We start from the raw sequence: 25,546 nt of genomic DNA, 5'->3' as shown, positions 1-25,546 counted from the left end.
GTTCTCATGCGCGTGATCTTCGATGAGGCCCATTCGGAGGCCTGGACCATCCGGCCGGACCTGGCCATGACAATGCAGCCGTCCCACCCCGCCGACGCCTCCTACGCGACGGCGGCCCGCGTGCTGGCCGACCGCGGGGCGGTCGTCTCCGCGCACGCGGACGGGCTCCTCGACGCGGACAGGCTCGCCGACGCCGACCTGCTCGTCATCGCCCACCCGTCCGCACCGGAGTGGGAGGCGACGACCGGCGTCGGCTCACCGCAGCTCAGCGCGGGGGAGCTCGACGCGATCGAGGCCCACGTCCGGGCCGGCGGTGGCCTGATCGTCCTCGGGGAGACCGAGCAGGCCAAGTACGCCAACAACCTCAACGAGCTGCTGCACCGCTTCGGGGTCAGCCTCGCCAACCACACCGTCCAGGACTACGAGCACCACGCCGGTGCCACCCCGAGCTGGGTCCGCGCGCGCCTTGGCGACGGTGGCCGCGGGTCCGGTGGCGACCTCCTCGCCCGGGTCGACGAGGTCGTCTTCTACCGGGCGACGACGATCGAGGCACCGTCCGGCGCCCGGGTGCTCGCCCGCACGTACCCGACCGCGTCGGTCCCGAGCGCCGCGCTTGCGGTGAGCGTTGAGGCCGGGCGGGGACGCGTGGTTGTCCTCGCCGACTCGGACCTGTTCGGCGACGACTGCATCGGGGCCGGTTCGCACCGCCAGCTGTGGGAGAACCTCTGCCTCTGGGCGGCGCGGGTCGCCGGCGTCGACGGGGCGGCGGATGCCGCGTCGGGGGTACTCGCCCCGGGGGTTGCCGCCCCGGAGGTCGCCCTCCCCGAAAACTGGGGGGTGCTGCGGGATGCGACCAATGCCCTTGGGCTTCTCCAGGCCCCGGACGGCTCGCTCGCCGAGGGGGCTGACGTGGCTGAGGCCGCCGCGCACGTCGAGGTGATCGCCCGTGAACTGCGCGCCGCCGCGCAGCGCATCCCCGACCAGGCCGAGTACCTGACCCTCGCCGCCGCCGACCTCGAGCGCTGGCGCACCGAAGGGTTCGCCCGGCCCGACTTCAGCGCCTCACTCGAGGCGTTCCGTCCCGACACCGACCGGGCCAACGGACGCCTCCACCTCGTCTTCTTCCCGATGTACAAGCAGAACGGGTCACGCGACACGTGCTTTGAGACCCTCGTCGTCCGGGTGCCGTGGCCGGACTGGATCGCCGAGCTGGAGGCGACGCGGTTTGACAACCCGAAGTTCGTGCCCGTCGAGCTGATCGACGCGACCCGCGGCTATGACTCCGACTGCGCGGTGCTGTTCCCGGAGATGGTCGCCACCTCCGACCGGCCGCCCAACCACTTCGGGGCGATCTTCTGTGACCGCGAGTCCGCCCGTCTGCGCCGGGTGGCGACGGCGGCGGCGGACCTGCTGGCGCTCAACCTGCCCCCGGATGCCGCCCGGATGCTCGCCTCCCCCGGAATCGCCCAGGAGGCCTACATCCTCTGGGACCTCATCCACGACCGCGCGCACTCCCACGGCGAGCTGCCCTTCGACCCGTTCATGATCCGGCAGCGCTCGCCCTACTGGATGTACTCACTCGAGGAGCTGCGCTGTGACCTCACCGCCTTTGCCCAGTCGCTCGAGCTGGAGGCCGACGGGGTCAGCTTCGCCCGCTACGTTCAGTACGCGATCCTGCTGGACCGGTTGCTGCGCTTCCCGATCACCGGCTCCCGGGTCCGTAACTACGACGGGCTCGGCGGCCAGCTCCTGTTCGCCTGGCTGCACCGCCGCGGCGATCTCAGCTGGGCCGACAACCGGCTCACGGTCGCCTGGGAGCGCGTCGGCGCCGGGGTGCTCGCCCTGCGCGAGCAGATCGAGGCGCTCTACCGGGCGGGGATCGACCGGACGAAGCTTCAGCACTGGTCCGCCGCCCACGATCTGATCGCCGCCGTCGTGGCACCGGCGACCGGATCGCGCTGGGTCGCCGGGGTGCGCGACTTCACCGAACTGGAGGATCCGCGGCCATACTGTGACCTCGTGCTCCCCGACGAGTTCCCCCTCTCGATCTTCTACGCGACGCTGAAGGCCAAGCTCGACGTGTCGGTCGCGGCCGGCGCGCCCACCGTGTCCGCGCAGGCGACCGGCGGGACCGCCGCCGCGACCGCTCCGTCCGACGCGCCGGCCGCGCCGCCGGCGCCGGCTCCCGTGACGACCCCGGCGCTCGCGTGAGCGGGGCACCCGCCGAGGCCGGCGGCGAGCCCCGTCGCGGCTTCGCCTCCGACAACACGGCGACGATCCACCCGGCGGTGCTCGAGCGGATCGCCGCCGTCAACGCCGGGCATGCCTTCGGGTACGGGCATGACCCGTACTCGACCGCGGTCGCCGCGCGGGTCGCCGCCGAGCTCGGCGGGACCGAGGCGTTCTTCGTCTTCAACGGATCGGGGGCCAACGTCGTCTCCCTGCGCGCCTGCTGCCGGCCCTGGCAGGCGGTCGTCTGCTCCGAGCACGCCCACATCCACACCGACGAGTCCGGCGCGCCCGAGGCGGTCGGCGGACTCAAGCTGCTCACCGTCACCGCCCCGGACGGGCGCCTGTCCCCGGATGCGGTCGCCGACCTGCTCGCCTTCCGCGAGGCGGACGAGCACGCGGTGCTTCCGCGTGTCCTCTCGATCACCCAGTCGACTGAGCTGGGGACCGTCCATTCCCGGTCTGCGTTCGCCGCGCTCACCGACCTCGCCCACGAGCACGGGATGCTCGTCCACGTTGACGGCGCCCGCCTCGCCAACGCCGCCGTCACCCGCGGCGTGTCACTCGCCGAGCTCGTCGAGGGGGCCGACATCGTCTCCTTCGGCGGCACGAAGAACGGACTGATGGGGGCGGAGGCGATCGTCGTGCTCAACCCCGCCCTCACCGAGGGCATGCTGTGGCTGCGCAAGCAGAGCCTGCAGCTCGCCTCCAAGATGCGCTTCCTCGCCGCCCAGTTCGACGCGCTGCTCGACGACGGGCTGTGGCAGGCCAACGCCGCCCACGCGAACGGGATGGCCCAGCGGCTCGCCGCCGCCGTTGGCGACCTCCCCGGCGTGCAGATCACCCGCCCCGTGGAGGCGAACGCCGTGTTCGCCGTGATCGCCCGCAACGCCCGGGAGCGGCTGCTGGGCGCCTTTGACTTCTACCCGTGGGATGAGCGCACCGGCGAGGTGCGCTGGATGTGCTCCTGGGACACGACCGCTGCGGACGTCGACGCCTTCGCCGCTGCGGTCGCCGACGCCACCGCGGTCGCGCGCGTCTGAACGCCGCCGGAGCGCCGGGAGGCCGGGCCGCCGGGCCGCCGGGAGGCCGGGCCGCCGGGCCGCCGGGCCGCTGAACCGCCGGGCCGCCGGGAGGCCGGGCCGCCGGACCGCCGGGAGGCCGGGCCGCCGGGAGGCCGGGAGGCCGGGCCGCCGGGCCACTGAACCGCCGGGCCCCCCGGCCGTCAGGCCGCCCCGTCAGGCGGCCTGACGGAGGAACGCTCTCAGGTCGTCGTGCACGCCGCCGCGGTCGAGCTCGAAGCGCGTGTCGGTGACCCGCAGGATGCGCATCCCGCGCCGCTGGACGTAGGCGTCCTTGGCCCGGTCCCGCTCGATGTCCGCGCGCGCCTGGTGGTAGGCGCGGCCGTCGAGCTCGAGCACGAGCGCCTGGGCGTACCAGACGCCGTCGAACTCATACGGGCCGACCCGGAGGTTGGTCACGTCCGGGGGTGGCAGGTCGGCCTGGGTGGCGAACCACGTCCAGAAGGCCCGCTCGAAGCCGGAGTTGTAGAGCTCGGTGCGGAGGTGACCGGCGAGCAGCCCGCGCAGACGGCCGCTCCCACGGCGGCGGGGGTGTCGGGCGAGGATCTCCGCCACCGCCTCTAGGCTGCCGCGCCGCTCCCCGGCGGTGATCAGCTCGGCGAGTTCCGCCTCTGGGCCGGTGGCGGCGAGGTCGAGCAGGATCCGGGGGAGGGTGGCGACCCGGACGCCGCGGTCGATGCTCACCTCGCCGGGGCCCGGAGGGGCGCTGCGGTGCACGGTGATCCCGGCGATCTGCGGGGTCGAGGTGGCCACGACCGTCACGTGGATGTCACGGGGGTTGATCGGGCGGTAGCGGCGGGCGGCGGCGGCGCTGGCGTGGCTGAGGAAGGCGTCCGGCCCGGCGGCGAGCAGGCCGGCCTTGAGCCGGCACCACGGGGTGGGTGCGCTGCGCCCGTCGACGTAGACGCCGCGGTGGAGGCGGAGGAGGTCGCCGTGGGTGACGAGCCCGCGAATCTCGGTGGGGGAGAACCCGTACGACGTGAGCTCGGCGGTGCTGATGACGAGTTCGCGCCTGAGCCGCACGGTGAGGACCCGGTCCCGGTCATGACGGGGGACTAATGCGTCGCTACGACGCATTTCTCCCCCCTCGTTCGTCTCGGCTCGTCCCATACCCGCCGATCGTGCCAGCCAGCCCCCGGAACGGGCCGATCCGTGACCGAACCGTGAGGGTGTCGTGACGGTTCTGTGAGGGTTGGGCGGTCGGGTGGGCGAGGTGGTCGACCGCGGGGCGCCGTCCGCCTGGCCCGGGAAGGCGGCGGGACCCCGGGGGGCGACGCCTCCCGGCGGGCGGCCCAGCGTGGCCCGGCGGACGGCCCAGGCGGAGCGGCGCCGTCGCGCGGACCGCCCGAGCGCGGGCCACCTAGGTCAGGTGGGCGGCCCGGTGGGCGGCGACCTCGGGGGAGGGGATGACGAGAACCGGCCGGTCGGCGTGGTGCAGCAGGGCGCCGGAGACGCTGCCGAGCAGGAACGCCTTGACCGAGCCGAGCCCGCGTGAGCCGACGACGATCACGCGCGCGTGGCGGCGCCGCGCCTCAGCGAGGATCGTGTCCGCCAGGGTGGTCGTCACGCCGAGGGCCGCCGCGGTCGTCTCCCCGAGGCCCGCCTGGCGGGCGAGGTCGGCGCCCTCCTCGGCGCGGGCGGTGGCCTGCTGCTCGGTTTCGTGGTCGATCGTGTCGTAGTCGACGACCATGCCGATCCCGGCCCCGGCCCGCGCCATCGTGTCGAGGAAATGCTGCCAGGCACAGACGACGGTCGCCGCGTCTCCGGGGAACAGGCGCCCCGCCTCGACGATGGCCGCCTTCGCGTCATCGGATCCGTCGTAGGCGATGAGAATCACGGTCGTCTCCTTCTGGGGCTGGTCTTGCCGATCATAGGCAGGCCCGCGCCCGCCCGCCGCACGGACGCTCCCAGCCGTTGGCCGGCCCGACCCCGGCAGCCATAATCGCCCGACGATGGCTGCCCCCAGCAACCCCCGACCCGCCCCGGCGGACGACTCGATCTACCGCCACGGCTTCATCCGGCTCGCCGCCGCCGTCCCCCGCGTCCGGCTCGGGGACCCGCTCGCGAACGCTGCCGCAACCGTCGCCCTCGCCCGCGAGGCCGACGCCGCCGGCGCGGCGCTTGTCGCCTTCCCCGAGCTCGGCCTCACCGGCTACAGCAGCGAGGACCTCTTTCACCAGCAGGCGCTGCTGCAGGCGACCCTCGCGGCGCTCGCGCAGGTACGGGCGGCAACGGAGACGCTCAACGGGATCGTCATCGTCGGCGCACCGCTGATGGCCGAACACGGTCTCTACAACACCGCGGTCGTCCTCCACGCCGGTGAGATCCTCGGGGTCGTGCCCAAGAGCTTTCTCCCCGAGTACCGCGAGTTCTACGAGAAGCGCCAGTTCCGGGCCGCCCGGGACGCGATTGCGCCGACGGTCGAGATCGACGGGCGGCGCGTTCCGTTCGGCAGCGACCTCCTCTTCCGCGCCACCGGTCCGGTCGCGTTCGCCTTTGCGGTCGAGATCTGTGAGGACGTGTGGGTGCCGATCCCGCCGAGCACCTACGCCGCCCTCGCGGGTGCGACGGTGCTCGTCAACCTGTCGGCCTCCAACATCACCATCGGCAAGTCCGACTACCGCCACAGGCTCGCTGCCGCGCATTCCGCGCGGACCCTGTCGGCCTACCTCTATACGGCCGCGGGCGCGGGCGAGTCGACGACCGACCTCGCCTGGGACGGTCAGGCGATGATCTATGAGAACGGTGACCTGCTCGCCGAGTCCGAGCGGTTCGCCGACGCGGCGACGCTCACCTACGCGGACGTCGACCTCGACCGCCTCAGCGCGGACCGGGCGAGCACGAGCAGTTGGGGCGACAGCGTCCACGACCACCGTGACCGGCTGATCGCCCTCCGTGAGGTCGGCGTCCCCGTCAACCCGCCCCCGGGCCCGGTCCCCCTCCGGCGCGCGCTCGAGCGGTTCCCCTACGTCCCCGCCCGTCCGGAGCGTCGCAACGAGCGCTGTGAGGAGGTCTACCGGATCCAGGTGAGCGGCCTGCAGACCCGGATGGAGGCGACCGGGATCGAGCGGATCGTGATCGGGGTCTCCGGCGGACTGGACTCGACCCACGCGCTGATCGTCGCCGCCCGCGCCTGTGACCGGATCGGCCTGCCCCGCACCCACATCCTCGCCTACACGATGCCGGGGTTCGCGACCTCGGCGACGACGCTGGCGAGTGCCCGTGAGCTGATGGCCGCCCTCGGGGTGAGCGCCCATGAGCTCGACATCCGCCCGGCGGCGACGGCGATGCTCGCGTCGATCGGTCACCCCGCTGCGGACGGTACCGCCGCCTATGACCTCACCTATGAGAACGTCCAGGCGGGCGAGCGCACCTCCCATCTGTTCCGGCTCGCCAACCACCACGGGGCGCTCGTGCTCGGTACCGGCGACCTCTCCGAGCTCGCGCTCGGCTGGTGCACCTATGGCGTCGGGGATCAGATGTCCCATTACAACGTCAACGCCTCGGTGCCCAAGACGCTGATCCAGTTCCTCCTGCGTTGGGCGATCGACACCGACCAGTTCGGCCCGGCGGCCGGTGCGGTGCTCGAGCGGGTGCTCGCGACCGAGATCTCCCCCGAGCTCGTACCCGCGACCCCCGCCACATCCACCGACCCCGCCACATCCACCGACCCCGCCACGTCCACCGACCCCGCCAGGTCCACCGACCCCGCGAACCCCACCGGCCGCACGGACCCCGCCCCCGACGGCCCCGGGCAGCGTTCGGAGGCCACGGTCGGCCCGTATGAGCTCCAGGACTTCTTCCTCTATCACGTGCTCCGGTTCGGGTACGCACCGTCCAAGGTCGCCTGGCTCGCCGAGCAGGCCTGGGGGGACCGTGAGCGGGGCCCCTGGCCTGACCTGATCCCGCCTGACCGGCGCAACGCCTACACCCCCGAGGAGATCCACCGCTGGCTCGGGGTGTTCCTCGAGCGCTTCTTCGCCACGAGCCAGTTCAAACGCTCGGCGATCCCGAACGCACCGAAGGTCGGCTCGGGCGGATCGCTCTCCCCGCGCGGCGACTGGCGGGCCCCGAGCGACGGTGGTGCTGCCGCCTGGCACTGGGAGCTGCGCCACAATGGCCCCTTGCATGACTGACCTCTCCGTGACGGACACGATCGCCCTCGCCGCCGAGAAGATGCGCGCGGCCGGGCAGAGTGAGGAGGCGCTGAGCGCCTTCAGCTCCGCCCTCACCCGGCTGGAGAACGGGGCCCAGACGCTGCTGCCGACCCGGGAGCTCGAACCGGTCCCCGACGTCCCCGGCCTCCACGATCTGCCGGCGGCCGACGCCGCCGACGCGCTCGCCGCCGTCGCGGTGATCAAGCTCAACGGCGGACTGGCCACCTCGATGGGCCTGCGCGAGCCCAAGTCGCTGATCGAGGCCCGGCAGGGGATCACCTTCCTCGACATCATCGTCGGCCGGATCCTCGCCCAGCGGGCCGCCGCCGAGGTCCGGCTCCCGCTGGTGCTGATGAACTCCACCGCGACCCGTGAGGCGACGCTCGCCGCTCTCGCCCGCCACCCCGAGCTTCCCACCGACGGGCTCGAGCTCGACTTTCTCCAGAGCATGGTCCCCAAGCTCGAGGCCGACAGCCACCGGCCGGTGAGCTGGCCACCTGACCCGCACCTGGAGTGGTGCCCGCCGGGGCACGGTGACGTCTACGCGGCCCTGCGCGGCAGCGGCATGCTCGCCGCGCTCCGGGCCGCCGGGTTCCGCTACGCGATGATCTCCAACGCCGACAACCTTGGGGCGACCGCCGACCCGCGGATCGCCGCTCACCTCGCCCGGGAGCAGATCCCGTTCCTGATGGAGGTCGTCCGCGGAACCGCCGCGGACCGCAAGGGCGGTCACCTCGCCCGCCGCGCCGACGGCCGGCTCGTGCTCCGCGAGACCGCCCAGACCCCGCCCGAGGACGAGGCGTCCTTCCGGGACTACGAGCACTGGCGCTACTACAACACGAACTCGATCTGGGTCGACCTCGATCGGCTCGAGGAGGTGCTCGACTCCCCCGGCGGCCTCGAGCTGCCGGTGATCGTCAACCACAAGACCGTCGATCCGCGGGACAAGGGCTCGACGCCGGTCCTTCAGCTCGAGGCGGCGATGGGTGCGGCGATCGGCTCCTTCCCCGGCGCCCGCCTGATCGAGGTGCCCCGCACCCGCTTCGCGCCGGTCAAGACGACCGACGACCTGCTTGTGCTCCGCTCCGACGCCTACCGGCTCACCGACGCCTTCGAGGTGCTGCCGGCGGACCCGGAACGGCTCGCCCTCGTCGAGCTCGATTCGCGCTTCTACAAGCTGATCGACCAGTTCGAGGCGCGCTTCCCCGGCGGCGCGCCCTCTCTCGCTGAGGCCGAGCGCCTCACCGTCCACGGCGACTACACCTTCGCGGCCGAGGTCGCTGTGCGTGGAGCGGTCGAGCTCGCCGATCGCGGCGCCCCGATCGTCGTTCCGGCCGGCACGATCCTCACCCCAGACGGTGAGGTCGGCGATGGCGGTTGAGATCGAACGTAAATGGCTCGTTCCGGGCCCGCTCCCCGGCATCGTCGCCGCCGTGGCGGCCGAACCGATCGAGCAGGGGTACCTCGTGATCGCCGAGGACGGATCGGAGGCGCGGCTGCGGCGCAAGTCCGGCCGTCCGGTGCTGACGGTCAAGTCCGCCGGCACCCTCACCCGCCAGGAGACAGAGATCGATCTCAGTGAGGACCAGTACGCGGCGCTGTGGCCGGCGACGGCGGGCCGCCGGCTGACCAAGGACCGCCACCGGCTGCCCGACGGGATCGACGTCGACGTCTACACCGGCGCGCTCGCCGGCCTGATCGTCGCCGAGGTCGAGTTCGCCAGCGAGTCCGACGCCGACGCGTTCACGGCCCCCGACTGGTTCGGGACCGACGTCACCGCCGACCTCGCCTACAAGAACCACCGGCTCGCGACCCGCGGCCGCCCGGACGGTGCCTGAGTTCGCCAACGAGCCCCTGCTCGAGCTCCGCCGCGCTGACGAGCGGGCCCGTTGCCGCGAGGCCCTCGCGGCCCTCACCCCACGCCTGCCGTTGTCGGTCCCGGTGATCGTCGCCGGGGACCGTCGCCATGGCGCCGACCTCGTCAGCCCCGACCCGTCACACCCGGCTCGGAAGGTGGCGCTGGCCTGCCGGGCCAGCGCCTCTGACGTCGACTCGGCCGTCTCCGCCGCCACCGCCGCCCAACGCGCCTGGGGGGCCATCCCGGTCGGCGCCCGGGCGGCGATCCTGCGCGCCGCCGCCGCTGAGCTCGCGGCCCGCCGCTACGAGCTCGCTGCCCTCGAGGTCGCCGAGTGCGCCAAGCCGTGGCCGGAGGCGGCCGCCGACGTCGCTGAGGCGATCGACTTCTGTCGCTACTACGCCCACCGCGCCGAGGTGGAGGCGGCCGGACCCGAGTTGCTCTCCCCGCCGGGGGAGCGCAACCGCCAGTTCCGCCGCCCGCGCGGGGTGTGTGCGGTGATCGCCCCGTGGAACTTCCCGATCGCGATCGCCTGCGGGATGACCGCCGCCGCGCTGGTGACCGGCAACGCCGTCTGTCTCAAGCCGGCCGAGCAGTCGCCCGGCTGCGCGCTCGCGATCTTCGACGCGTTCGCCGCCGCCGGGCTCCCGCCCGGCGTGCTCAACCTGCTGCCCGGGGAGGGGGAGACGGGAGCGGCGCTCGTCGTCCACCCGGGCGTGTCGACGGTCGCCTTCACCGGGTCCGCGGCGGTCGGCCTCGAGATCATGGCCGCCGCCGCCCGGCCGGCCCCGGGGCAACGCCACCTCACCCGGGTCGTCGCCGAGCTCGGGGGCAAGAACGCCATGATCGTCGACGCGGACGCTGACCTCGACGACGTCGTCCCGGCCGCGCTCACCTCCGCCTTCGGGTTCGCCGGGCAGAAGTGCTCGGCGACGGCGCGGCTGCTCGTCCACGAGCGCGTCGCCGCCACCCTGAAGGTGCGTCTGATCGGCGCTCTGGCCACCCTGGCCGTCGGCCCCGCTGAGGCGTTCGGCACCGACGTTCCGGCGGTGATCGAGGCCGACGCCCAGGCCCGGATCGCCGCGGTGGTCGCGGCGGCTGCCGGGGAGGCGCACTCCGGCGGCCCGCTCCCGGACGACGACGGCTACTACGTGCCCCCGACGCTCGTCTTCGACCCGCCCGCCGGCAGCCACGTCACCTGCGAGGAGATCTTCGGGCCCGTGCTGAGCGTCGAGACGGTCCCGAGCCTCGCGGCGGCCTGTGACCGGGTCGACGAGCAACCCCAGGCGCTGACCGGGGCGGTGTTCACCCGCAGCCCGGACACGGTCGCCTACGTGAGCGCCCGCACCCCGGTCGGGAACCTCTACGTCAACCGCCCGAGCACCGGGGCGATCGTCGGTCGCCAACCCTTTGGCGGCAACCGCCTGTCGGGCACCGGGTCCAAGGCCGGCGGCCCCGACTATCTCGCCCACTTCAGCGACCCGGTCGTCGTCTGTGAGGACCTCACCCGGCACGGGATCCCGGCGTGAGTGGCCCCGCCCTCGAGCCGGAGATCCGTCGCGTCGGCCGCCGGCTCGCCCGCGCCGCCGGCGGCGGCGGGCTCCGCGCCCGCGGTGAGGATCGGCTGATGAGCTGGCTGAGTGGCCGCCCGGAGCTGCGGGCCGCGCTGTTTCGCACCGTGGACGTCGCCCCCGCCTGTGTGAGCCCGGACGAGCTTGCCGCCCACCTGATCGCGTTCCTGCCGCCCGGCCGGCTGCGGAGCGGGCTGTCGCGCCCGCTCGGCCGCCGCGCCGCGGGGTGGCTCGGGGGCCGGGCGGTCGCGGAGATGGCCGGCCGGTTCATCATCGGCGAGTCGGTCAGCGCCGCCGCGCCCGAGCTGGGCGCCCTGTGGGAGCAGGGGATCGCCGTGACCGTCGACCTGCTCGGGGAGCGGACGGTCACCCCGGCGGAGGCGGCGGCCTACGCTCGGCGCTGTCATGACACCCTGGATGCGCTCGCGGTCGCCGCTGAGGCTTGGGCCCCGCGTGCGGACGCCGAGTGCGACGGGGCCGGCGCGCTCCCGCGGGTCAACCTGAGCGTCAAGGTGACCGCGCTCACCCCGCTCGTGCGGCCCCACGCCCCCGAGCGAGGCGCCGAGGACGCCCGCCCGCTCCTGCGCGAGCTGCTGGCCCACGCGGACCGGATCGGCGCCCACCTGCACATCGACATGGAGTCACTCGACTCCCGTGCGCTCGTGCTCGAGCTCGTCCTCGACCTGCTCGCCGAGCCGGAGTTCACCGACGGCCCGTCGGCCGGGATCGTCCTCCAGGCCTATCTGCGCGACAGCGGGGAGGTGCTCGACCGGGTGATCGCCTGGGCGGCCGACCCCGCCGCCGGGGGGCGCCGGACGGTGCCGCTCACCGTCCGCCTCGTCAAGGGCGCCTACTGGGATCATGAGACGATCCTCGCCGCCCAACACGGCTGGCCGGTCCCCGTGTGGAGCGCCCAGGCCGACTCCGACCGCGCCTTCGAGACCCTCAGCGCCCGGTTGATCGGCGCCTTTCCGACCCTGCGCACCGCGATCGCGAGCCACAACCTCCGCTCGGTCGCCCACGCGATCGCCTGCGCGGAGGCGGCCGGGCTCGCCCCCGGGGACGTCGAGTACCAGGTGCTGCGCGGGCTCGGCGACGACCTTGGGCGGGCGCTCGCCGCCGAGGGGCTGCGCTGCCGCGTGTACGCGCCCGTCGGGGACGTCGTCGCCGGGATGGCCTACCTCGTCCGGCGCCTGCTCGAGAACACCGCCAACGATAGTTTCCTCAGCCGCCGGGCGGGCGGGACCGCGCTCGGCGCCCTGCTCGCCCCGCCATGACCGCGGCGGTTCGGGCCGGGAGCCGCGGGCCGGGACGTGCAGGCGAGCGAGGGGGGACTTTTGCGTCCTGGGGACACAAAAGTCCCCCCTCGTGCGACCGAGACCGGATCAGCCGCGCACCTCAGCGACGACCGCACCGTGACGCACCACCCAGGTGATCTGGGGGAGGGGCACCTTGAGCAGATCAAGCCAGGTCTGCGGGGTGACGATCCCGCTCACGGGAAGGCCCGCCTGGGCCTGGAAGGCCGCCACCGCCTGCTCGGTCTCCGGTCCGAAGCCGCCGTCGATGGTCACCCGCTCCGGCGTGTTCCAGAGGTGTTCCTGGGCGAGCACGACGAGGTCCCCGATCGCGCCGCGGCCGAGGCTGGCCACCGTCCGGTCCGCGTGGAAGTCGCGGATCGGTCCGGTCCGGGTGGAGATCGCGTCGAACTGGCGCAGACCGGCGGACTGCCAGTCCCACCAGCTCAACCCGGTGACCCGGTAGGCGAACCCGACCGAGCGGAAGCGTCGCACGGCGGCGGTCGGGGGCGCGCTGAAGAGCTGGCCGAGCGGGTAGATCGGCCGCTGGTAGAGCTCGTTGAAGGTGAAGGTGTGGGCGTAGACGGCGTCGACGGATGTGCCGATGTCCTGCCAGTACATCTGAGGCAGGTTGTACTGCGCGCCGCCGGGGCCGAGGAAGACCGAGTAGGGGAAGGTCGGGTGGTAGTCGACGTAGGCGAGCCCGGCGAGGGCGACCGGGAATCGCGCGCCGATCCGCGCCCGCAATGCGCGGACGTATTTCTGGGCCTGCACGTACTTGCCCTGATACTCGCTCTCGGCATCGATGACGAGGCAGTCCGCGCCGTCCCGGACCGCGGCGGCACCGACCTCGGCCTCGAGGACGGGTTCGTTGCCGTACACGTACTGCCAGGCACAGACGTGGAGGTGGGCGGCGTGGAGGGCGTTGACGAGGTTCGGATTGAACTGGGACCAGACCGCCGTCCCGTCGCCGCTCTTGAGGTAGATCGTCCCGATCCCGTAGCGGTGGGCCTGGGCGATCACCGCGGACAGGCTGCCGCCGTCGGTGGCGGGCAGCTCCCAGATCCACATGCCTCGCCGGGTGAACGGGTTGCCCGGCGGGGCGGGGATCGGGGCGGGTGGCGGGACCGTGCAGTCGCCGCTGGTCGTCGAGCCGGGGGGCGAGCTGCCCGCACCGCCCGTCGTCGAGCCGGGGGGCGAGCTGCCCGCACCGCCCGTCGTCGAGCCGGCACCGCTCTGTCCCGATCCCGACCCCGCCGTGGTGACCGTCCCGACCGCAGGCTCGTTGCAGGTCGTCGTGGTGGTGCCCGCCGCAGACGTCGTCGTGGTGGAGGCGATCAGCGTCGTCGTCCCGATCGTCAGGCTTCCGCCCGTCGTGGAGGTCGTGATCAGGCCTCCGCCGCCAGAGGGCGGCCCACCCTGGGCATCGCCCGCGGCGGCGATCGCCGCGAGTGGCCCGAGCCCGAGCGCGAGCAGGCAGAGCAGAAGCGGCGTGAGCCGTCCTCGCCGGGGCGGTCGCTGACCGCCGTCGTCATGCCTCGGTGCCGCCGCCATCACGTAAACCTAACCGAGAACGGAGGCCACAACGACAAGTTGCGCTGCAGAAACCGCCGTGCCGGGGCGGCGCCGACGGGGGATCTGACCCGGTGGTCAGATCCCCCGACACCGAGCGTCTACTTGATGAACAGGATCTCCGAGTACTTCGGCAGCGGCCAGAGATCGTCGGCGACGAGCTTCTCCAGTTCGTCGCCGACCGTGCGGACGTCGGTCATCGCCGGGATCACCGTGTCGCGGAAGTACACGGCGTGGTCGAGCACGTCCTCGGACTTGGGGTGGTTCTCCTCGAGGTTCGCCTCCTCGAGCTTGGTGATCGCGAACACGAACTCGTCGATCTTGGCGCGCAGTTCGGCGGCGAGGGTGCCCATCTCCGCCGCGCTCAGCTCGGTGAGGTAGCGAACGGCGGCGGGGAGGATCTGGGTGCGGGCGATGCCCGCCGTCGTCTCCGACTCGATGTTGAGCTTCGTCACGTACTGCTCGGCGAACACCTCATAGCGTGACTCCAGCTCGCGCTGGTTGAGCACGCCGTACCTGGTGAACAGGGCGATGCTGACGTCGCTGATCAGCTCCGGCAGCGCCTCCGGGGTGCTGGGCAGGTTTTTGAGACCGCGCTTGGCCGCCTCCTTGTGCCACTTCTCCGAGTACCCGTCACCGTTGAAGATGACCGCCTTGTTCTCCGAGTAGGCCTGCTGGAGGATCGACGCCAGCGCCGTCTCGAGCTTCGCCCCGCGCTTGGCGAGAGCCGCCTCGAGCTCATCGGAGAGCTCGTCGACCGCCTCGGCGACGATCGTGTTGAGCACCGTGTTGGGCAGGCCGAGGGACTGGTTGGCCCCGAGCGCGCGGAACTCGAACTTGTTGCCGGTGAACGCGAACGGGCTCGTCCGGTTGCGATCGCCGCCGTGCATCGGCAGGGCCGGCAGCACCGGGGTGCCAAGGCCGAGGAAGCTCTGGGGAGTCGACTTGGCCGCCCGCCCCTTCTCGAGGGCGTCGAAGACCTTCTGCAGCTCGGCCCCGAGGAAGATCGAGATGATCGCCGGCGGCGCCTCGTTCGCGCCGAGGCGGTGGTCCTGGCCGGCGGAGGCGACGCTCGCCCGCAGCAGGCCGGCGTGCCGGGCCACCGCCTTGATCACCGCGGTGCAGAAGAACAGGAACTGCCAGTTCTCCCCGGGGGTCTCCCCGGGCTCCATCAGGTTCTCACCCTCGTCGGTGCCCATCGACCAGTTGTTGTGCTTGCCCGAGCCGTTGAGGCCGGCGAACGGCTTCTCGTGCAGGAGGGCGACGAGCCCGTAGCGGCGAGCGACGTTCTGGATCAGCTGCATCGTCAGCTGCTGGTGGTCGGCTCCGACGTTGGAGTTCTCGAAGATCGGGGCGATCTCGTACTGGGACGGGGCGACCTCATTGTGCCGGGTCTTGATCGGGATCCCGAGCTTGGCGCACTCCTCCTCGAGCTCGAGCATGAAGGCGAGGACCCGCTCGGGGATCGAGCCGAAGTAGTGGTCGTCGAGCTCCTGGCCCTTGGGCGGCTTGGCCCCGAACAGGGTGCGCCCGGTGATGATCAGGTCGGGCCGCTCGAAGTAGTACTGCTCGTCGATGAGGAAGTACTCCTGCTCCGGTCCGACGGTCGTGAAGATCCGCGCGACGCTGTCGTTGCCGAACAGCCGCAGGGCGCGGATCGCCGCCTTGGAGAGCGCGTCCATCGAGCGCAGCAGCGGGATCTTGGAGTCGAGCGCCTCACCGGTCCAGGAGACGAACGCGGTCGGGATGCAGAGCAGTGCGCCGTTCGGGTTCTCGAGGATGAAGGCGGGGCTCGTCGGGTCCCACGCCGTGTAGCCGCGCGCCTCGAACGTGGCGCGGATCCCGCCGTTGGGGAAGGAGGAGGCGTCCGGCTCGGCCTGGATCAGCTCCTTACCCGAGAAGGAGGCGAGCGCGGTGCCCTCCCCGGTCGGCCCGTAGAAGGAGTCGTGCTTCTCGGCGGTGAGGCCGGTGAGCGGCTGGAAGACGTGGGAGTAGTGGGTGGCGCCCTTCTCCAGGGCCCACTCCTTCATCGCCAGCGCGACGGCGTCGGCCAGGGTCGTGTCGAGCGGCTCGCCCTTGGCGAGGGTCTGGGAGAGCCGCTTGTAGACGTCCTTGGGGAGGCGCTGACGCTGGACCGCCGGCGAGAACACGTTCTCACCGAAGATCTGGTTGTCGGAGTTCGTCAGGTCGCGGAGGCCGATGCTGGCACCGGGGCTCCACTGGGCAGCCATGACGTTCTGCTGGCGAATCGGGGACATGTGTGTGGTTGTTCCTTCCTGTCGCATCCAGGGCGCGGGGCGATCACCGGCCGCACGGAGACGTGTGAGGGCGTGAGCGGGCGGAGACTATGGAATCTCCCGGGTTCGTTCATTGTCCCTATGGACAAACCGGAACGGTCTGCGGTGGCCTGATGGCCGCCGGGCGCGGCCGGGGCCGATCGGGGGTGGCCTCAGCCGCCGCCGCTTTCGACGACCTGCCCGGCCGCGTTGACGAAGGCTTGGCGCGGGGTGCTGGCGATCGCCACGTGCAGCGCCCCGGCGGTGGTCGCGCCGACCGCCGGCGCCTTGCCCGACAGCCCGGCGGCGACGCGGTAGGCGACCGTGTAGGCGCCCGGGGCGAGTGCGGTGAGATGCCACTCGAAGGTTGCGGTGTGGCCCGGTCTGAGTCTGCCGAGCGCCCACGTGTTCGTGTAGGAGGTGACGGCCGCCCCGGGGCCGCCCTGGTGGCAGCTGTAGCCGCACGGTCCCGGCCCGCGGTCGATCACCCACACCGCGCGGGAGCGGCCGGCGAGGATCGGCTGACCGGGCGCGGGGGCCGCGATCAGCGTCCCGAACGCCTGGGCGCCGGGGGCGGCCGGGTTGGAGATCGTCACGGCGACGTTCGGCATCACTCGCGCCCCGGTGTTCGTGACGGCGATGACGAGCTGGGAGGGTTGGGCGAGATGCTGGCGGACGGGGAAGCGGACCTGCACCCGGGCGGGGAAATCGCCGGTCGCCTGGGCGGCCTGGTCCTCGTTGGCCGTGTTCGCGCCACAGGCGGCGAGCGCCAGCGCGGCGGTCGCGGCGGCGATGCTCGGCGCGAATCCTCTCCTCACGCGGGCGAACATACACAACGCGCCCGCGTCCGTGTGCCGCCTCCGTCACTGCCGCCTCCGTCCCGCGGGGGCCTGCAGTGGCGCACTGACCCCCGGGCCGGATACGCTTGGCGTCCATGGAGCTCGGAGCGGCCGCTTCGAGGAGGGTGAGGAGAGCATGAGGCTTGCAGTTGAGAGGGCGTTGGCGCCGACCCGCGGCGTGTTCGAGGAGGCGGGGGAGATGGTCGTGCTCACCGGGCGCACGATCGTTTCGGCGCTGTCCCCGCCCTACCCGTACGGCCCCGAGTTCGTCGGCCAGTTCATGTTCGCGATGCGGCTGTGCTGGTTCCCGCTGCTCGTCTCGACGATCGCCTTCGGGTACGAGGCGCCCGGGTTGCAGGGAGCGAACTTCCTCGTCCTGTTCGGTGCGCTCGACCGGCTCGGAGGCTTCTTCGTCCTCGCCTCGATCCGCGAGTTCGCGCCCTTCGTCGACGCGATCGTGCTCGCGGGCGTCGCGGGCACGGCGATCACCGCCGACCTCGGTGCTCGCCGGATCCGCGAGGAACTGGACGCGCTCGAGGTGCTCGGGGTCGACCCGATCAAGAACCTCGTCGTCCCGCGGTTCCTTGCGCTGATGCTCGTGACCGGTCTGTTCGACATCTACGCGCTGCTGTTCGGGATCTTCGGCGGCGTGCTCGCGACGCTCGTCAACCACGCGCCGCTCGGGCCGTTCTGGGCGACGTTCTTCAACAACGCCTCGACGACCGATCTGTGGGGGTCGGTGATCAAGACGACGCTGTTCGGGGCGATCATCGCCGTCGTCTGCTGTTACAAGGGAATGACCGCCGAGGGCGGGGCGGAAGGGGTCGGTCGCGCGGTCAACCAGGCGGTCGTCATCGCCTTCCTGGCGATCTTCGCGTTCAACTACGTGTTCACGCAGGTGCTGTTGGCCACCCATCCGGCGCTGACGACGATCGTGCGGTGATCAGTGAACGTCACCGGCTCGCTTGAGACCTTCGGCGACATCGTCGTCTTCGTCCTGTCGATCCTCGGACGGCTCGCGAACCTCCGGGTGTTCCGCCACTTCGGGGAGGTGCTGCGCCAGGCGGGGATCCTGATCCTCTCCTCGACCCTCGTCATCTGGGGGCTCGTGTTCATCATCGGCCTGCAGTGCGGGATCGAGGGCGCCTACTTCAATCGCAGCGTCGGCGCGCCCGCCTACGCCGGCGTGTTCGCCGCCTGGTGTGACCTCCGTGAGCTCGTCCCGCTCTGCTTCGGCTACATGATGGCCGCCAAGGTCGGGACCGGGATCGTCGCCGAGCTCGGCTCGATGCGGATCTCCGACGAGATCGACGCGCTCGAGGTGATGGGGATCAGCGGAGTCACCTTCCTCTGTGCGACCCGCCTGCTCGCGGCGCTGATCGTGCTGCCGTTCGTCTACCTGTGCGCGATCGGGGCGGGGTTCTTCGCCTCCTACCTGGCGGTCGTGCAACAGATCGGAGACGTGTCCTCCGGCGGCTTCTTCCTCATCTTCTGGGAGTTCCAGAATCCCCCGGATCTCCTCTACAGCTTGATAAAGGCGATGGCGATGGCCATCATTATCGTTCTTGTAGGCTGTTACTACGGTTACAACGCGAGTGGAGGGCCGGTGGGAGTGGGCACCGCCACCGCGAAATCGATGGTGTTCAACATCGTGGCCGTGCATATTGTCGGAATGCTCGGGACCCAGCTGTTCTGGGGAACCAACCCCCGGGCGCCAATCGGAGGGTGAGAGGAAGAGATGCGGTTCACACGAGGCAAGCGCGGGGGCGACTCGCAGCCGGCACGGGGGCTGAGCACCGGGAACGGGTCCGACACGGGAGCGCCCGCCCCCGGGACGGGCGCGTGGAACCCGGGGGCCGCAGCGGACGCGGCAACCGCTCCCTGGAACCCGGCACCCGCCGCGGACGCCGCCTCGCCGAGCACCACACCGGGCCCAAGCCAGAGCGGGTTCGATTTCGACCGGCCCGCGCCGCTGACCGAGAACGGCCATGGCGGCGATCGCCGCCAGCCCGAGGCGGCCCCCGTCCCGGGGGCGACGCCCGTGCCGACGCCGCGACCGGCTCCCCCCGAGGACGACTTCACCTTCGAGCACCCGATCGCCGAGCACCGGCCCGCCCGGGCGCATGCCGGCGACGGGGACGGCGGCGTCGGGCCCGCGTCGAGCTCCCGCGTGTCGGTCGTCGACGAGCAGGGCCCGCGGCCCGAGCCCCCCGCCGGCGCGACCGAGGAGGAGTACAAGTGGCACACCTACCGGGTCTACCCCTCAGGGCGTCCGGACGCGGTCGAGTTCATCGACACCTACCGTGCCTTCGGCAAGAACCGGATCCTGCGCGGGCTCAACATGGGTCTGCCCGAGGGCATGGTCTCGATGATCCTCGGCCCCTCCGGCACCGGTAAATCGGTCTGCATCAAACATATGGTCGGTCTGCTCTATCCCGATCAGGGTGACGTCCTCGTCCACGGCCACTCGGTGCCGAACATGGTCGACGACGAGCTGTTCGAGATGCGCAAGAAGTTCGGCCTGCTCTTCCAGGACGGCGCCCTGTTCGGCTCGATGAACCTGTATGACAACGTCGCCTTCCCACTGCGCCAGCACACTGAGAAGGGTGAGGACGAGATCGAGGACATCGTCATGCGCCGGCTCAACGAGGTCGGCCTCGGACACAGTCGCGACAAGTACCCGAACGAGCTCTCCGGCGGCATGCGTAAGCGCGCCGGCTTTGCCCGCGCGCTCGTGCTCGAGCCGGACATCGTCCTCTTCGACGAGCCCGACTCCGGCCTCGACCCGGTCCGCACGTCACTGCTCGGCGAGCTCATTCTCGAGGTTCACCGCGACATGATGGACGAAGCCAAGGCCGCCCAGAAGACCCACCTCCCGACCTTCTGCGTGATCACCCACAACGTGATGATGGCCCGGCGCACCGCCGACTACATCAACGTCCTGTGGAAGGGCCGGATCGTCGAAGCCGGACCGACCGAGGACATGCTCAACTCACCGAACCCGTTCATCCGCCAATTCCTGGCCGGTGAGTCGATGGGCCCGCTGACGATGGACTGAGACCGGGCGCGCCGCCGTCGCTCCCGCCCGCCGGGTGGGGCGACGGCTCCAGCACCCTCCTCGCACCGTACCTGCAGATGACCGAGCGGCTGGATGCGCTGATCGGGCTGGCCCGGCGCCGGCCGCGGTCGGTCCTGGTGATCGTCGGCATCGTCGCGTTCGCATGCGCGATCGCGGCGCTCGGGCTGACGCCGTCCTCGAACATCGACACGCTCGTCTCGAGCTCGTCGGCGGACTATCGGGCCACCCAGCAGGACGCCGCCGCGTTCGGGGCGGCACCGGTCGTCGTCCTCGTGCGAGCGCCGCTCAGCACCCTGCTCGGCGCCCACGACATCGGTGTCCTCTCCCAGCTCGAGGCCTGTCTCGCCGGTCAGCAGGTCAGCTACTCGAGCAGCCTCTCGGCGTTCGTCCCCGTCCCGGCTGTCCGGGCGACGCCCTACGGCGGCCGCCACAGCCCCTGCGGGGCGCTGATGGCGAGCCGGGTCGTCAAGGTCGTCTACGGGCCCGCGACCTTCCTCAACCAGGCGGTGCGGGCGATCAGCCGCGAGCTCACGACGCTGCTCGGATCGGTCAAGTCCGCCGTCACCGCCAAGGAGCAGGAGGCCGCCGCCCTCGCCCGGCGTCAGAGGCTGTCGGCCGCCGATACCCGCGCACTGATCCAGGCGGCCGGCGCGGAGGAGCAGAACATCCAGGAGCAGCAGCTCGTCAAGCTCGCCGCCTCCGCCGGCCTGTCGCTCGCTGACCTGCCGTCGATCACCAACAGCGCGCTGATCGACAAGATCGTCTTCGCCGGCGCCGGGTCGAGCACGCCCAAGGCCCGCTTCTCCTACCTGTTCCCGAGCGCGGACGCGGCGCTCATCCAGGTGCGGCTGCGCGGCGACCTCGACAGCGCCCAGACCGCCGCGGCAATCCGAGCGATCCGTGCCGTCACGCGGATGCCCCGGTTCAGGCTGAGTGGCGCCAGCTACCTCGTCAGCGGGGAACCGGTCGTCCTCAACGACCTTGCCGCCTCCCTCTCCGGGCAGGTCGCCGCGCTCCTCGTCGGCGCGAACCTCGTGATGGCCGTCATGCTCGCGGGCATCTTCCGCCGCCGCCTCGCGCTGCTGCCCCTCGCCCTCGCCCTGATCGCCGCGGCGATCACCTTCGGGCTCAGCGCGCTCGCCGGCGGCACCCTGACGATGGGTTCGATCGCCGTGCTCCCGGTCCTGATCGGGCTCGCCGTCGACTACGGGATCCAGTTCCAGTCCCGCGCGAGCGGCGCGGCGACGATCGCCGCGGCCGCCCTCGCCACGGCGACCGGGTTCCTCGTGCTGCTGCTCTCCCCGGTCCCGCTCGTGCGGGGGTTCGGCCTGCTGCTCGTGCTCGGCGTCGCGGTCGCCTTCCTCGTCGTCCTCACCGCCGGGGCGGCCGTGCTCGGACTCGGGGCGAGCCCGGGTGGGGGACGGCGCTCGGGCCCGCTCTCGCTCCCCGGGTGGCTTCGAGGGGCCGCGGACCAGCTCGGCGCCTCCGTGCGCGGGGCGGGGGAGATCCTCGCCGGCGCCCGTCCGCGACGGCGAACCCCGACCGCCGAGCGACAGCTCGGGCGACTCGGTCACTCGCTTGGGCGGCGCGGGTGGTCCCTGGCGGGGCTTTCGGGTCCGAACCTCGACCCCGTCCGCCTCACCCGCCGGCCGCGGACGGTGCTCGCCGTCGGTCTCGCCCTTGCCCTTCTCGGCTGGGTCGCCGACACACAGACCGCCGTGCAGTCCGACATCACCAAGCTCGTGCCGGCCAACCTCCCGGCGCTGCATGACCTCAACGTCCTCGAGCGGACGACGGGCACCTCCGGGGAGCTCGACGTGCTCGTCCACGCCGCCGACGTCGCGACGCCGGCGACCCTGTCGTGGATGGTCGCCTACGAGCAGGCGATCGTCCGTCACTTCGGCTACCGCTCCGCGACCGGCTGCTTCATCGCGAGCGTGTCGGTGTGCCCGGCCCTGTCCCTGCCCGACCTGTTCGCCGGCACCGGCTCGAGCGTCAACGTGGCCACGATCACGTCGGCGCAGGTGTCGACGCTGCTGGCGACGATCCCGCCCTACTTCTCCCAGGCGGTGATCACCCCCAACCGGACCTTCGCAGCGCTCTCCTTCGGGATCCGGCTGATGCCCCTCGCCAAGCAACGTCGCGTGATCGCCTACATGCGCGCGCACCTGCACCCGCCACGGGGGGTGACCGCCCGGCTCGCCGGCCTGCCGGTCCTCGCCGCCGACGCCGAGGGCGCGCTCGCCTCCCCGAGCCGCCGGCTGCTGACGCTGGTGGCCGGCTTGGCCGCGGTCGCGGTGATGCTCACGGTGATCTTCCGCCGGCCCCGTCGGGCGCTTGTCCCGCTCGTCCCGATCGTCCTCGCCACCGGCTGGTCGGCGCTCATCGTGTGGCTGATCGGGATTCCGCTCAACCCGATGTCGGCCACCCTCGGGGCGCTCGTGATCGCGATCTCGACCGAGTTCAGCGTCCTGCTGTCGGAACGGTTCCGCCGTCAGCGGATCGACGGGGACGCGCCGGCCGCCGCGCTCACCAACGCCTACCGCTCGACCGGCCGGGCCGTGCTCGCCTCCGGCGTGACCGCGATCGCCGGCTTCGCCGTGCTGATCGTCTCGAACGTGACGATGCTGCGCGACTTCGGGCTCGTCACGCTGATCGACATGAGCGTGTCCCTGCTCGGAGTCCTCGCTGTGCTGCCCGCGGTGCTCACCCTCAGCGACCCGGACCGGTCCGCCGTCGCGGCGCTGGGCCGGGGGTGGTGGCGCCGGCCGGGCCGACCGAGGCCCGGCCGGCCCGGGGACGGCTCCGGCGGGCCGGGCCGGCGGCATGGTCGCGCCGGCGCGCATGAGGTACCGGCGTGAGTGGCCCCGGATGGGAGGGGTTCGGTGCCTCGGATCCGGACGCGCGTGACCCCGAGCCGGCGCCGGAGGCGACCCCGCCGCGTACGGCCCCGGTGATGATCGACACGCGCCGCTACCAACGGATGATCGCCGCGTTCGGGATCCTGCTCGTCGTCGCCTTCAGTGTCTATCTGTGGGCGCAGGGGGGTGGCGCGAGCACGACGCCCGGCATCCCGGCCGGCCACCGGCTGCCCCGGTTCGTCGCACCGCTCGCCACCGCGAACCTCGCGAGCGTCGCCGCCAACCCGCACCCGGTCTGCAACCCCGCCCGGCCAGCCCGGCGTGGCCTCAACGTCTGTGACCGCCGACCGCTCGTGCTCGCCTTCATCGCCCTGTCCGCCCCGCCGTGCATCCGCCAGGTCGACGCGCTCCAGCGCCTGTCGGCCCGGTTCCCGCACGTGCAGTTCGCCGCGGTCGCGATCAGCGCATCGAAGGCGGCGACCGCCCGGCTCGTGCACCGGGAGCATTGGACGAGGGTCGAGGTCGCCTACGACCTCACCGGCGTCGTCGGCCAGCTCTACGGGGTGGAGGTGTGCCCGCTGCTCGAGGTCGCCCGCGCCGGCGGCACGGTCACCCGGGAGCTGATCGGGGAGCACTGGCTCACCGCCGCGGCGCTCACGCCCGTCGTCTCTGCGCTCGCGCGCTGAGCGTCGGTAGCGGGGCTCCGGCGGCGTCGGGGGTGGTCTTCGCCGCGGCGCAGACCACCCCCTCAGCGTCGGTCAGGCGAGGACGAGCTCGCGGTCGCGAGCCGAGTCGGCGGAGCCGACGCAGGCGACCTGGAGCTGGGCGGCGAGCATCCGCCGCTGACGGTCGGTGAGTTGCCCGATCGGCTTGATCTCGGACACCCCGTTGCGTTCGAGGAACTTCCGGCAGCGGGTTGCCCCCCACCGCCGTTGGGCCATCAGCAGCTCCGCCACCGTCCAGCGCTGGGCGGCGTCGGGGCAGGTGAGGATCACCTCCGCTGCGGAGACGTCCCCCTCCGTCACTCGCCGCTTCAGTTCCGCCCGCGCGAGCCTGATCTGGTTGGCCTGCTCCAGCGCCCTCAATCGCTGGGGCGCTGCGGGGGTCTGAGCGTATTCCGGCATCAATCATCCTCTCCGTGATGAGCGTCAATCGGCCCCGGTCGGGGCGTCGTCTGTCACCGCGCCACCGGCGCGGTGAGTTTAATCCTGTTCCCACAGGCGTCCGACCGTCACGATGGCCCCTGAGTCGCCGCGGCGCCTCACAGCAGGAACCTGTGAGGCGTCGCCACACCCCCAACCATCTCGGACGAACATGACCGTAGCGTGGCGCTCCCCGGCCGGGCAACCCACCCGCCGGTGAACCGTGTGCTCCTAGCGTGATTTTTCTGTGATCGGCCCGTGACCGTCCGGTGAACCCCGGACGGCTCCGAACATCCGTCCACGGTGAGGAGCCGCGAGCGCGGTCAGGCGGCGGAGGGCAGCGGGCCGTGCTCGGCCTCGAAGGAGCGCTTGGCCGACGCGAAGATCTCCAGCGCCCGGTCGAGGGTCGGCCGGTCATGGGTCGCCATCACGCTCGTGCGCAGCAGTGCTCCGCCGGGCGGCACGGCCGGGTGGATCGCGACGTTGACGAACACCCCGGCGTCATACAGCGCCTTCCACAGGAACACGGCCTTCCAGTCCTCCCCGACGGTCACCGGGACGACCGGCGTGACGATCGGCGTCCCGTCGGGCAGGTGCGACTGGCCGGTCGCCTGAAACCCGAGCGCGATCAGGCCGGCCCGCAGGTAGGCGGCGTTCTCCAGGACCCGGGCGAACAGCTCACGCCCCTCGGGGCTGCGGGCGATCCGCACCGCCGCGAGCGTCGCGCCGACTGCCGCCGGCACCGCCGAGGCGGTGAAGATGAACGGCCGTGAGGCGATCCGCAGGTACTCGATCACCTCGGCAGAGCCGGCGATCACCCCGCCGCAGGAGGCGAGGGACTTTGAGAAGGTCCCCATCCGCAGGTCGACGCGGTCCTCGACCCCGAACAGCTCGCTCGCCCCTGCCCCCCGCGGACCGAGCACCCCGAGGGCGTGGGCCTCATCGACCATCACCCGGGCGCCGTGCCGGGCGGCGATCTCGATGATCTCCGGCAGCGGTGCGACGTCCCCCTCCATCGAGTAGACGCCGTCGACGACGACGAGGATCCCGCCGCCGTCCCGCTCGGCCGCTGCGAGCCGCTTTTCGAACAGGTCGAGCCGGTTGTGGCGGAAGGCGCGCAGCTTCGCCTGGGAGAGGAGGATCCCGTCGAGGATGCTCGCGTGGTCGCCCGAGTCGGCGACGACGGTGTCCCCCGGACCGAGGATCGTCCCGAGCGCCCCGAGGTTCGCCTGATGGCCGGTCGTGAAGACGAGCGCGTCCTCGGTCCCCATCCAGTCTGCGAGTTCACGCTCGAGCTCGACGTGCAGCCCGATCGTGCCGTTGAGGAAGCGGCTGCCGGTGAGACCCGTGCCGTAGCGCTCGAGCGCGTCCCGGGCGCCCTGCTTGACCCGCTCGTCCCCGGTCAGCCCGAGGTAGTTGTTGGAGCCGAGCATGATCCGGTCGGCTCCCTCCATGTGGACGACCGGGAGGGTCGGGCCCTCGAGGACCCGGAAGTAGGGGAGCGCGCCCGCAGCGCGGGCCGCGTTGAGCTGGGGGATGCGCTCGAAGTCCCGCGCTTTCTGGAAGACGTCTGACACGCGGGTCATGC

At 72.2% G+C, this 25,546-nt stretch carries 19 protein-coding genes; 12 read left to right on the top strand and 7 right to left on the bottom strand.

The features are described from left to right. The first annotated feature begins 6 nt into the window (after positions 1 to 6). Together M3M55_RS14790 and M3M55_RS14785 are read left to right on the top strand one after the other, a co-directional pair. Positions 7 to 2,211 (top strand): DUF6421 family protein, encoded by a 2,205-nt coding sequence (locus M3M55_RS14790; protein ID WP_249010269.1) that lies wholly within the window; start codon positions 7 to 9, stop codon positions 2,209 to 2,211. After that, positions 2,208 to 3,272 carry a low specificity L-threonine aldolase gene (locus tag M3M55_RS14785; protein WP_249010268.1) on the top strand — a complete coding sequence of 355 codons (1,065 nt, stop codon included), beginning with the start codon at positions 2,208 to 2,210 and terminating at the stop codon, positions 3,270 to 3,272. The genes M3M55_RS14790 and M3M55_RS14785 overlap by 4 nt, the downstream gene beginning before the upstream one ends. 195 nt (positions 3,273 to 3,467) lie before the next feature. On the opposite strand, the gene M3M55_RS14780 is transcribed toward M3M55_RS14785, so the two are convergent. Continuing rightward, positions 3,468 to 4,388, bottom strand: a complete 921-nt coding sequence (locus tag M3M55_RS14780) for a type IV toxin-antitoxin system AbiEi family antitoxin domain-containing protein (protein WP_249010267.1) — start codon at positions 4,386 to 4,388, stop codon at positions 3,468 to 3,470. Between the two features lie 283 nt (positions 4,389 to 4,671). Further along, positions 4,672 to 5,148: a universal stress protein gene (locus M3M55_RS14775; protein ID WP_249010266.1), complete on the bottom strand. Its 477-nt coding sequence runs from the start codon at positions 5,146 to 5,148 to the stop codon at positions 4,672 to 4,674. 115 nt (positions 5,149 to 5,263) lie between these two features. On the opposite strand from M3M55_RS14775, the gene M3M55_RS14770 reads away from it, so the two are divergent. Genes M3M55_RS14770 through M3M55_RS14750 form a run of 5 tightly spaced genes read left to right on the top strand, consistent with a single transcriptional unit; the run spans position 5,264 to position 12,171 of the window. Then, positions 5,264 to 7,447: an NAD(+) synthase gene (locus M3M55_RS14770; protein ID WP_249010265.1), complete on the top strand. Its 2,184-nt coding sequence runs from the start codon at positions 5,264 to 5,266 to the stop codon at positions 7,445 to 7,447. Continuing rightward, the gene (locus tag M3M55_RS14765) at positions 7,440 to 8,849 is read left to right on the top strand and encodes a UTP--glucose-1-phosphate uridylyltransferase (protein WP_249010264.1); all 1,410 of its coding nucleotides are present in this window, start codon (positions 7,440 to 7,442) and stop codon (positions 8,847 to 8,849) included. The genes M3M55_RS14770 and M3M55_RS14765 overlap by 8 nt, the downstream gene beginning before the upstream one ends. Continuing rightward, positions 8,839 to 9,306: a CYTH domain-containing protein gene (locus M3M55_RS14760; protein ID WP_249010263.1), complete on the top strand. Its 468-nt coding sequence runs from the start codon at positions 8,839 to 8,841 to the stop codon at positions 9,304 to 9,306. The genes M3M55_RS14765 and M3M55_RS14760 overlap by 11 nt, the downstream gene beginning before the upstream one ends. Then, a complete protein-coding gene (locus tag M3M55_RS14755; protein WP_249010262.1) occupies positions 9,299 to 10,852 on the top strand; it encodes an aldehyde dehydrogenase family protein in 1,554 nt (517 codons plus the stop codon). Before M3M55_RS14760 ends, M3M55_RS14755 begins: the two co-directional genes overlap by 8 nt. Continuing rightward, the gene (locus M3M55_RS14750) at positions 10,849 to 12,171 is read left to right on the top strand and encodes a proline dehydrogenase family protein (protein WP_249010261.1); all 1,323 of its coding nucleotides are present in this window, start codon (positions 10,849 to 10,851) and stop codon (positions 12,169 to 12,171) included. Before M3M55_RS14755 ends, M3M55_RS14750 begins: the two co-directional genes overlap by 4 nt. Positions 12,172 to 12,279: 108 nt before the next feature. On the opposite strand, the gene M3M55_RS14745 is transcribed toward M3M55_RS14750, so the two are convergent. The 3 genes from M3M55_RS14745 to M3M55_RS14735 form a co-directional block, all read right to left on the bottom strand. Then, positions 12,280 to 13,743: a peptidoglycan-binding protein gene (locus tag M3M55_RS14745; protein WP_249010260.1), complete on the bottom strand. Its 1,464-nt coding sequence runs from the start codon at positions 13,741 to 13,743 to the stop codon at positions 12,280 to 12,282. A gap of 119 nt (positions 13,744 to 13,862) precedes the next feature. Then, positions 13,863 to 16,019: a glutamine synthetase III gene (locus M3M55_RS14740; protein WP_249010259.1), complete on the bottom strand. Its 2,157-nt coding sequence runs from the start codon at positions 16,017 to 16,019 to the stop codon at positions 13,863 to 13,865. 191 nt (positions 16,020 to 16,210) lie between these two features. Beyond that, complete coding sequence (locus tag M3M55_RS14735) at positions 16,211 to 16,855, bottom strand: hypothetical protein (RefSeq protein WP_249010258.1); 645 nt, start codon at positions 16,853 to 16,855, stop codon at positions 16,211 to 16,213. Positions 16,856 to 17,075: 220 nt separating this feature from the next. On the opposite strand from M3M55_RS14735, the gene M3M55_RS14730 reads away from it, so the two are divergent. The 5 genes from M3M55_RS14730 to M3M55_RS14710 all read left to right on the top strand — a co-directional run bounded on the left by M3M55_RS14730 (position 17,076) and on the right by M3M55_RS14710 (position 23,502). After that, the gene (locus tag M3M55_RS14730) at positions 17,076 to 17,819 is read left to right on the top strand and encodes an ABC transporter permease (RefSeq protein WP_249012425.1); all 744 of its coding nucleotides are present in this window, start codon (positions 17,076 to 17,078) and stop codon (positions 17,817 to 17,819) included. A gap of 3 nt (positions 17,820 to 17,822) precedes the next feature. Then, a complete protein-coding gene (locus M3M55_RS14725; protein WP_249010257.1) occupies positions 17,823 to 18,605 on the top strand; it encodes an ABC transporter permease in 783 nt (260 codons plus the stop codon). 9 nt (positions 18,606 to 18,614) lie between these two features. Next, entirely contained in the window at positions 18,615 to 19,934 is a 1,320-nt protein-coding gene (locus tag M3M55_RS14720) for an ABC transporter ATP-binding protein (RefSeq protein WP_249010256.1), read from the top strand. A gap of 77 nt (positions 19,935 to 20,011) precedes the next feature. Next, positions 20,012 to 22,816 (top strand): MMPL family transporter, encoded by a 2,805-nt coding sequence (locus M3M55_RS14715; protein ID WP_249010255.1) that lies wholly within the window; start codon positions 20,012 to 20,014, stop codon positions 22,814 to 22,816. Then, positions 22,813 to 23,502 carry a peroxiredoxin gene (locus tag M3M55_RS14710; RefSeq protein WP_249010254.1) on the top strand — a complete coding sequence of 230 codons (690 nt, stop codon included), beginning with the start codon at positions 22,813 to 22,815 and terminating at the stop codon, positions 23,500 to 23,502. The genes M3M55_RS14715 and M3M55_RS14710 overlap by 4 nt, the downstream gene beginning before the upstream one ends. Positions 23,503 to 23,574: 72 nt before the next feature. Here M3M55_RS14710 and M3M55_RS14705 read toward each other — a convergent pair whose 3' ends face one another. Next, on the bottom strand, positions 23,575 to 23,940 hold the full coding sequence (locus tag M3M55_RS14705) for a hypothetical protein (protein WP_249010253.1): 366 nt from the start codon (positions 23,938 to 23,940) through the stop codon (positions 23,575 to 23,577). Between the two features lie 341 nt (positions 23,941 to 24,281). Further along, positions 24,282 to 25,544 carry an aminotransferase class I/II-fold pyridoxal phosphate-dependent enzyme gene (locus M3M55_RS14700; RefSeq protein ID WP_249010252.1) on the bottom strand — a complete coding sequence of 421 codons (1,263 nt, stop codon included), beginning with the start codon at positions 25,542 to 25,544 and terminating at the stop codon, positions 24,282 to 24,284. Between the last annotated feature and the right edge of the window lie 2 nt (positions 25,545 to 25,546).

The organism is Conexibacter sp. DBS9H8 (assembly GCF_023330685.1).
GTDB lineage: Bacteria > Actinomycetota > Thermoleophilia > Solirubrobacterales > Solirubrobacteraceae > Palsa-465.
Note: the sequence above shows the minus strand (reverse complement) of the source record. Positions and strands in the feature narration are given on the sequence as shown.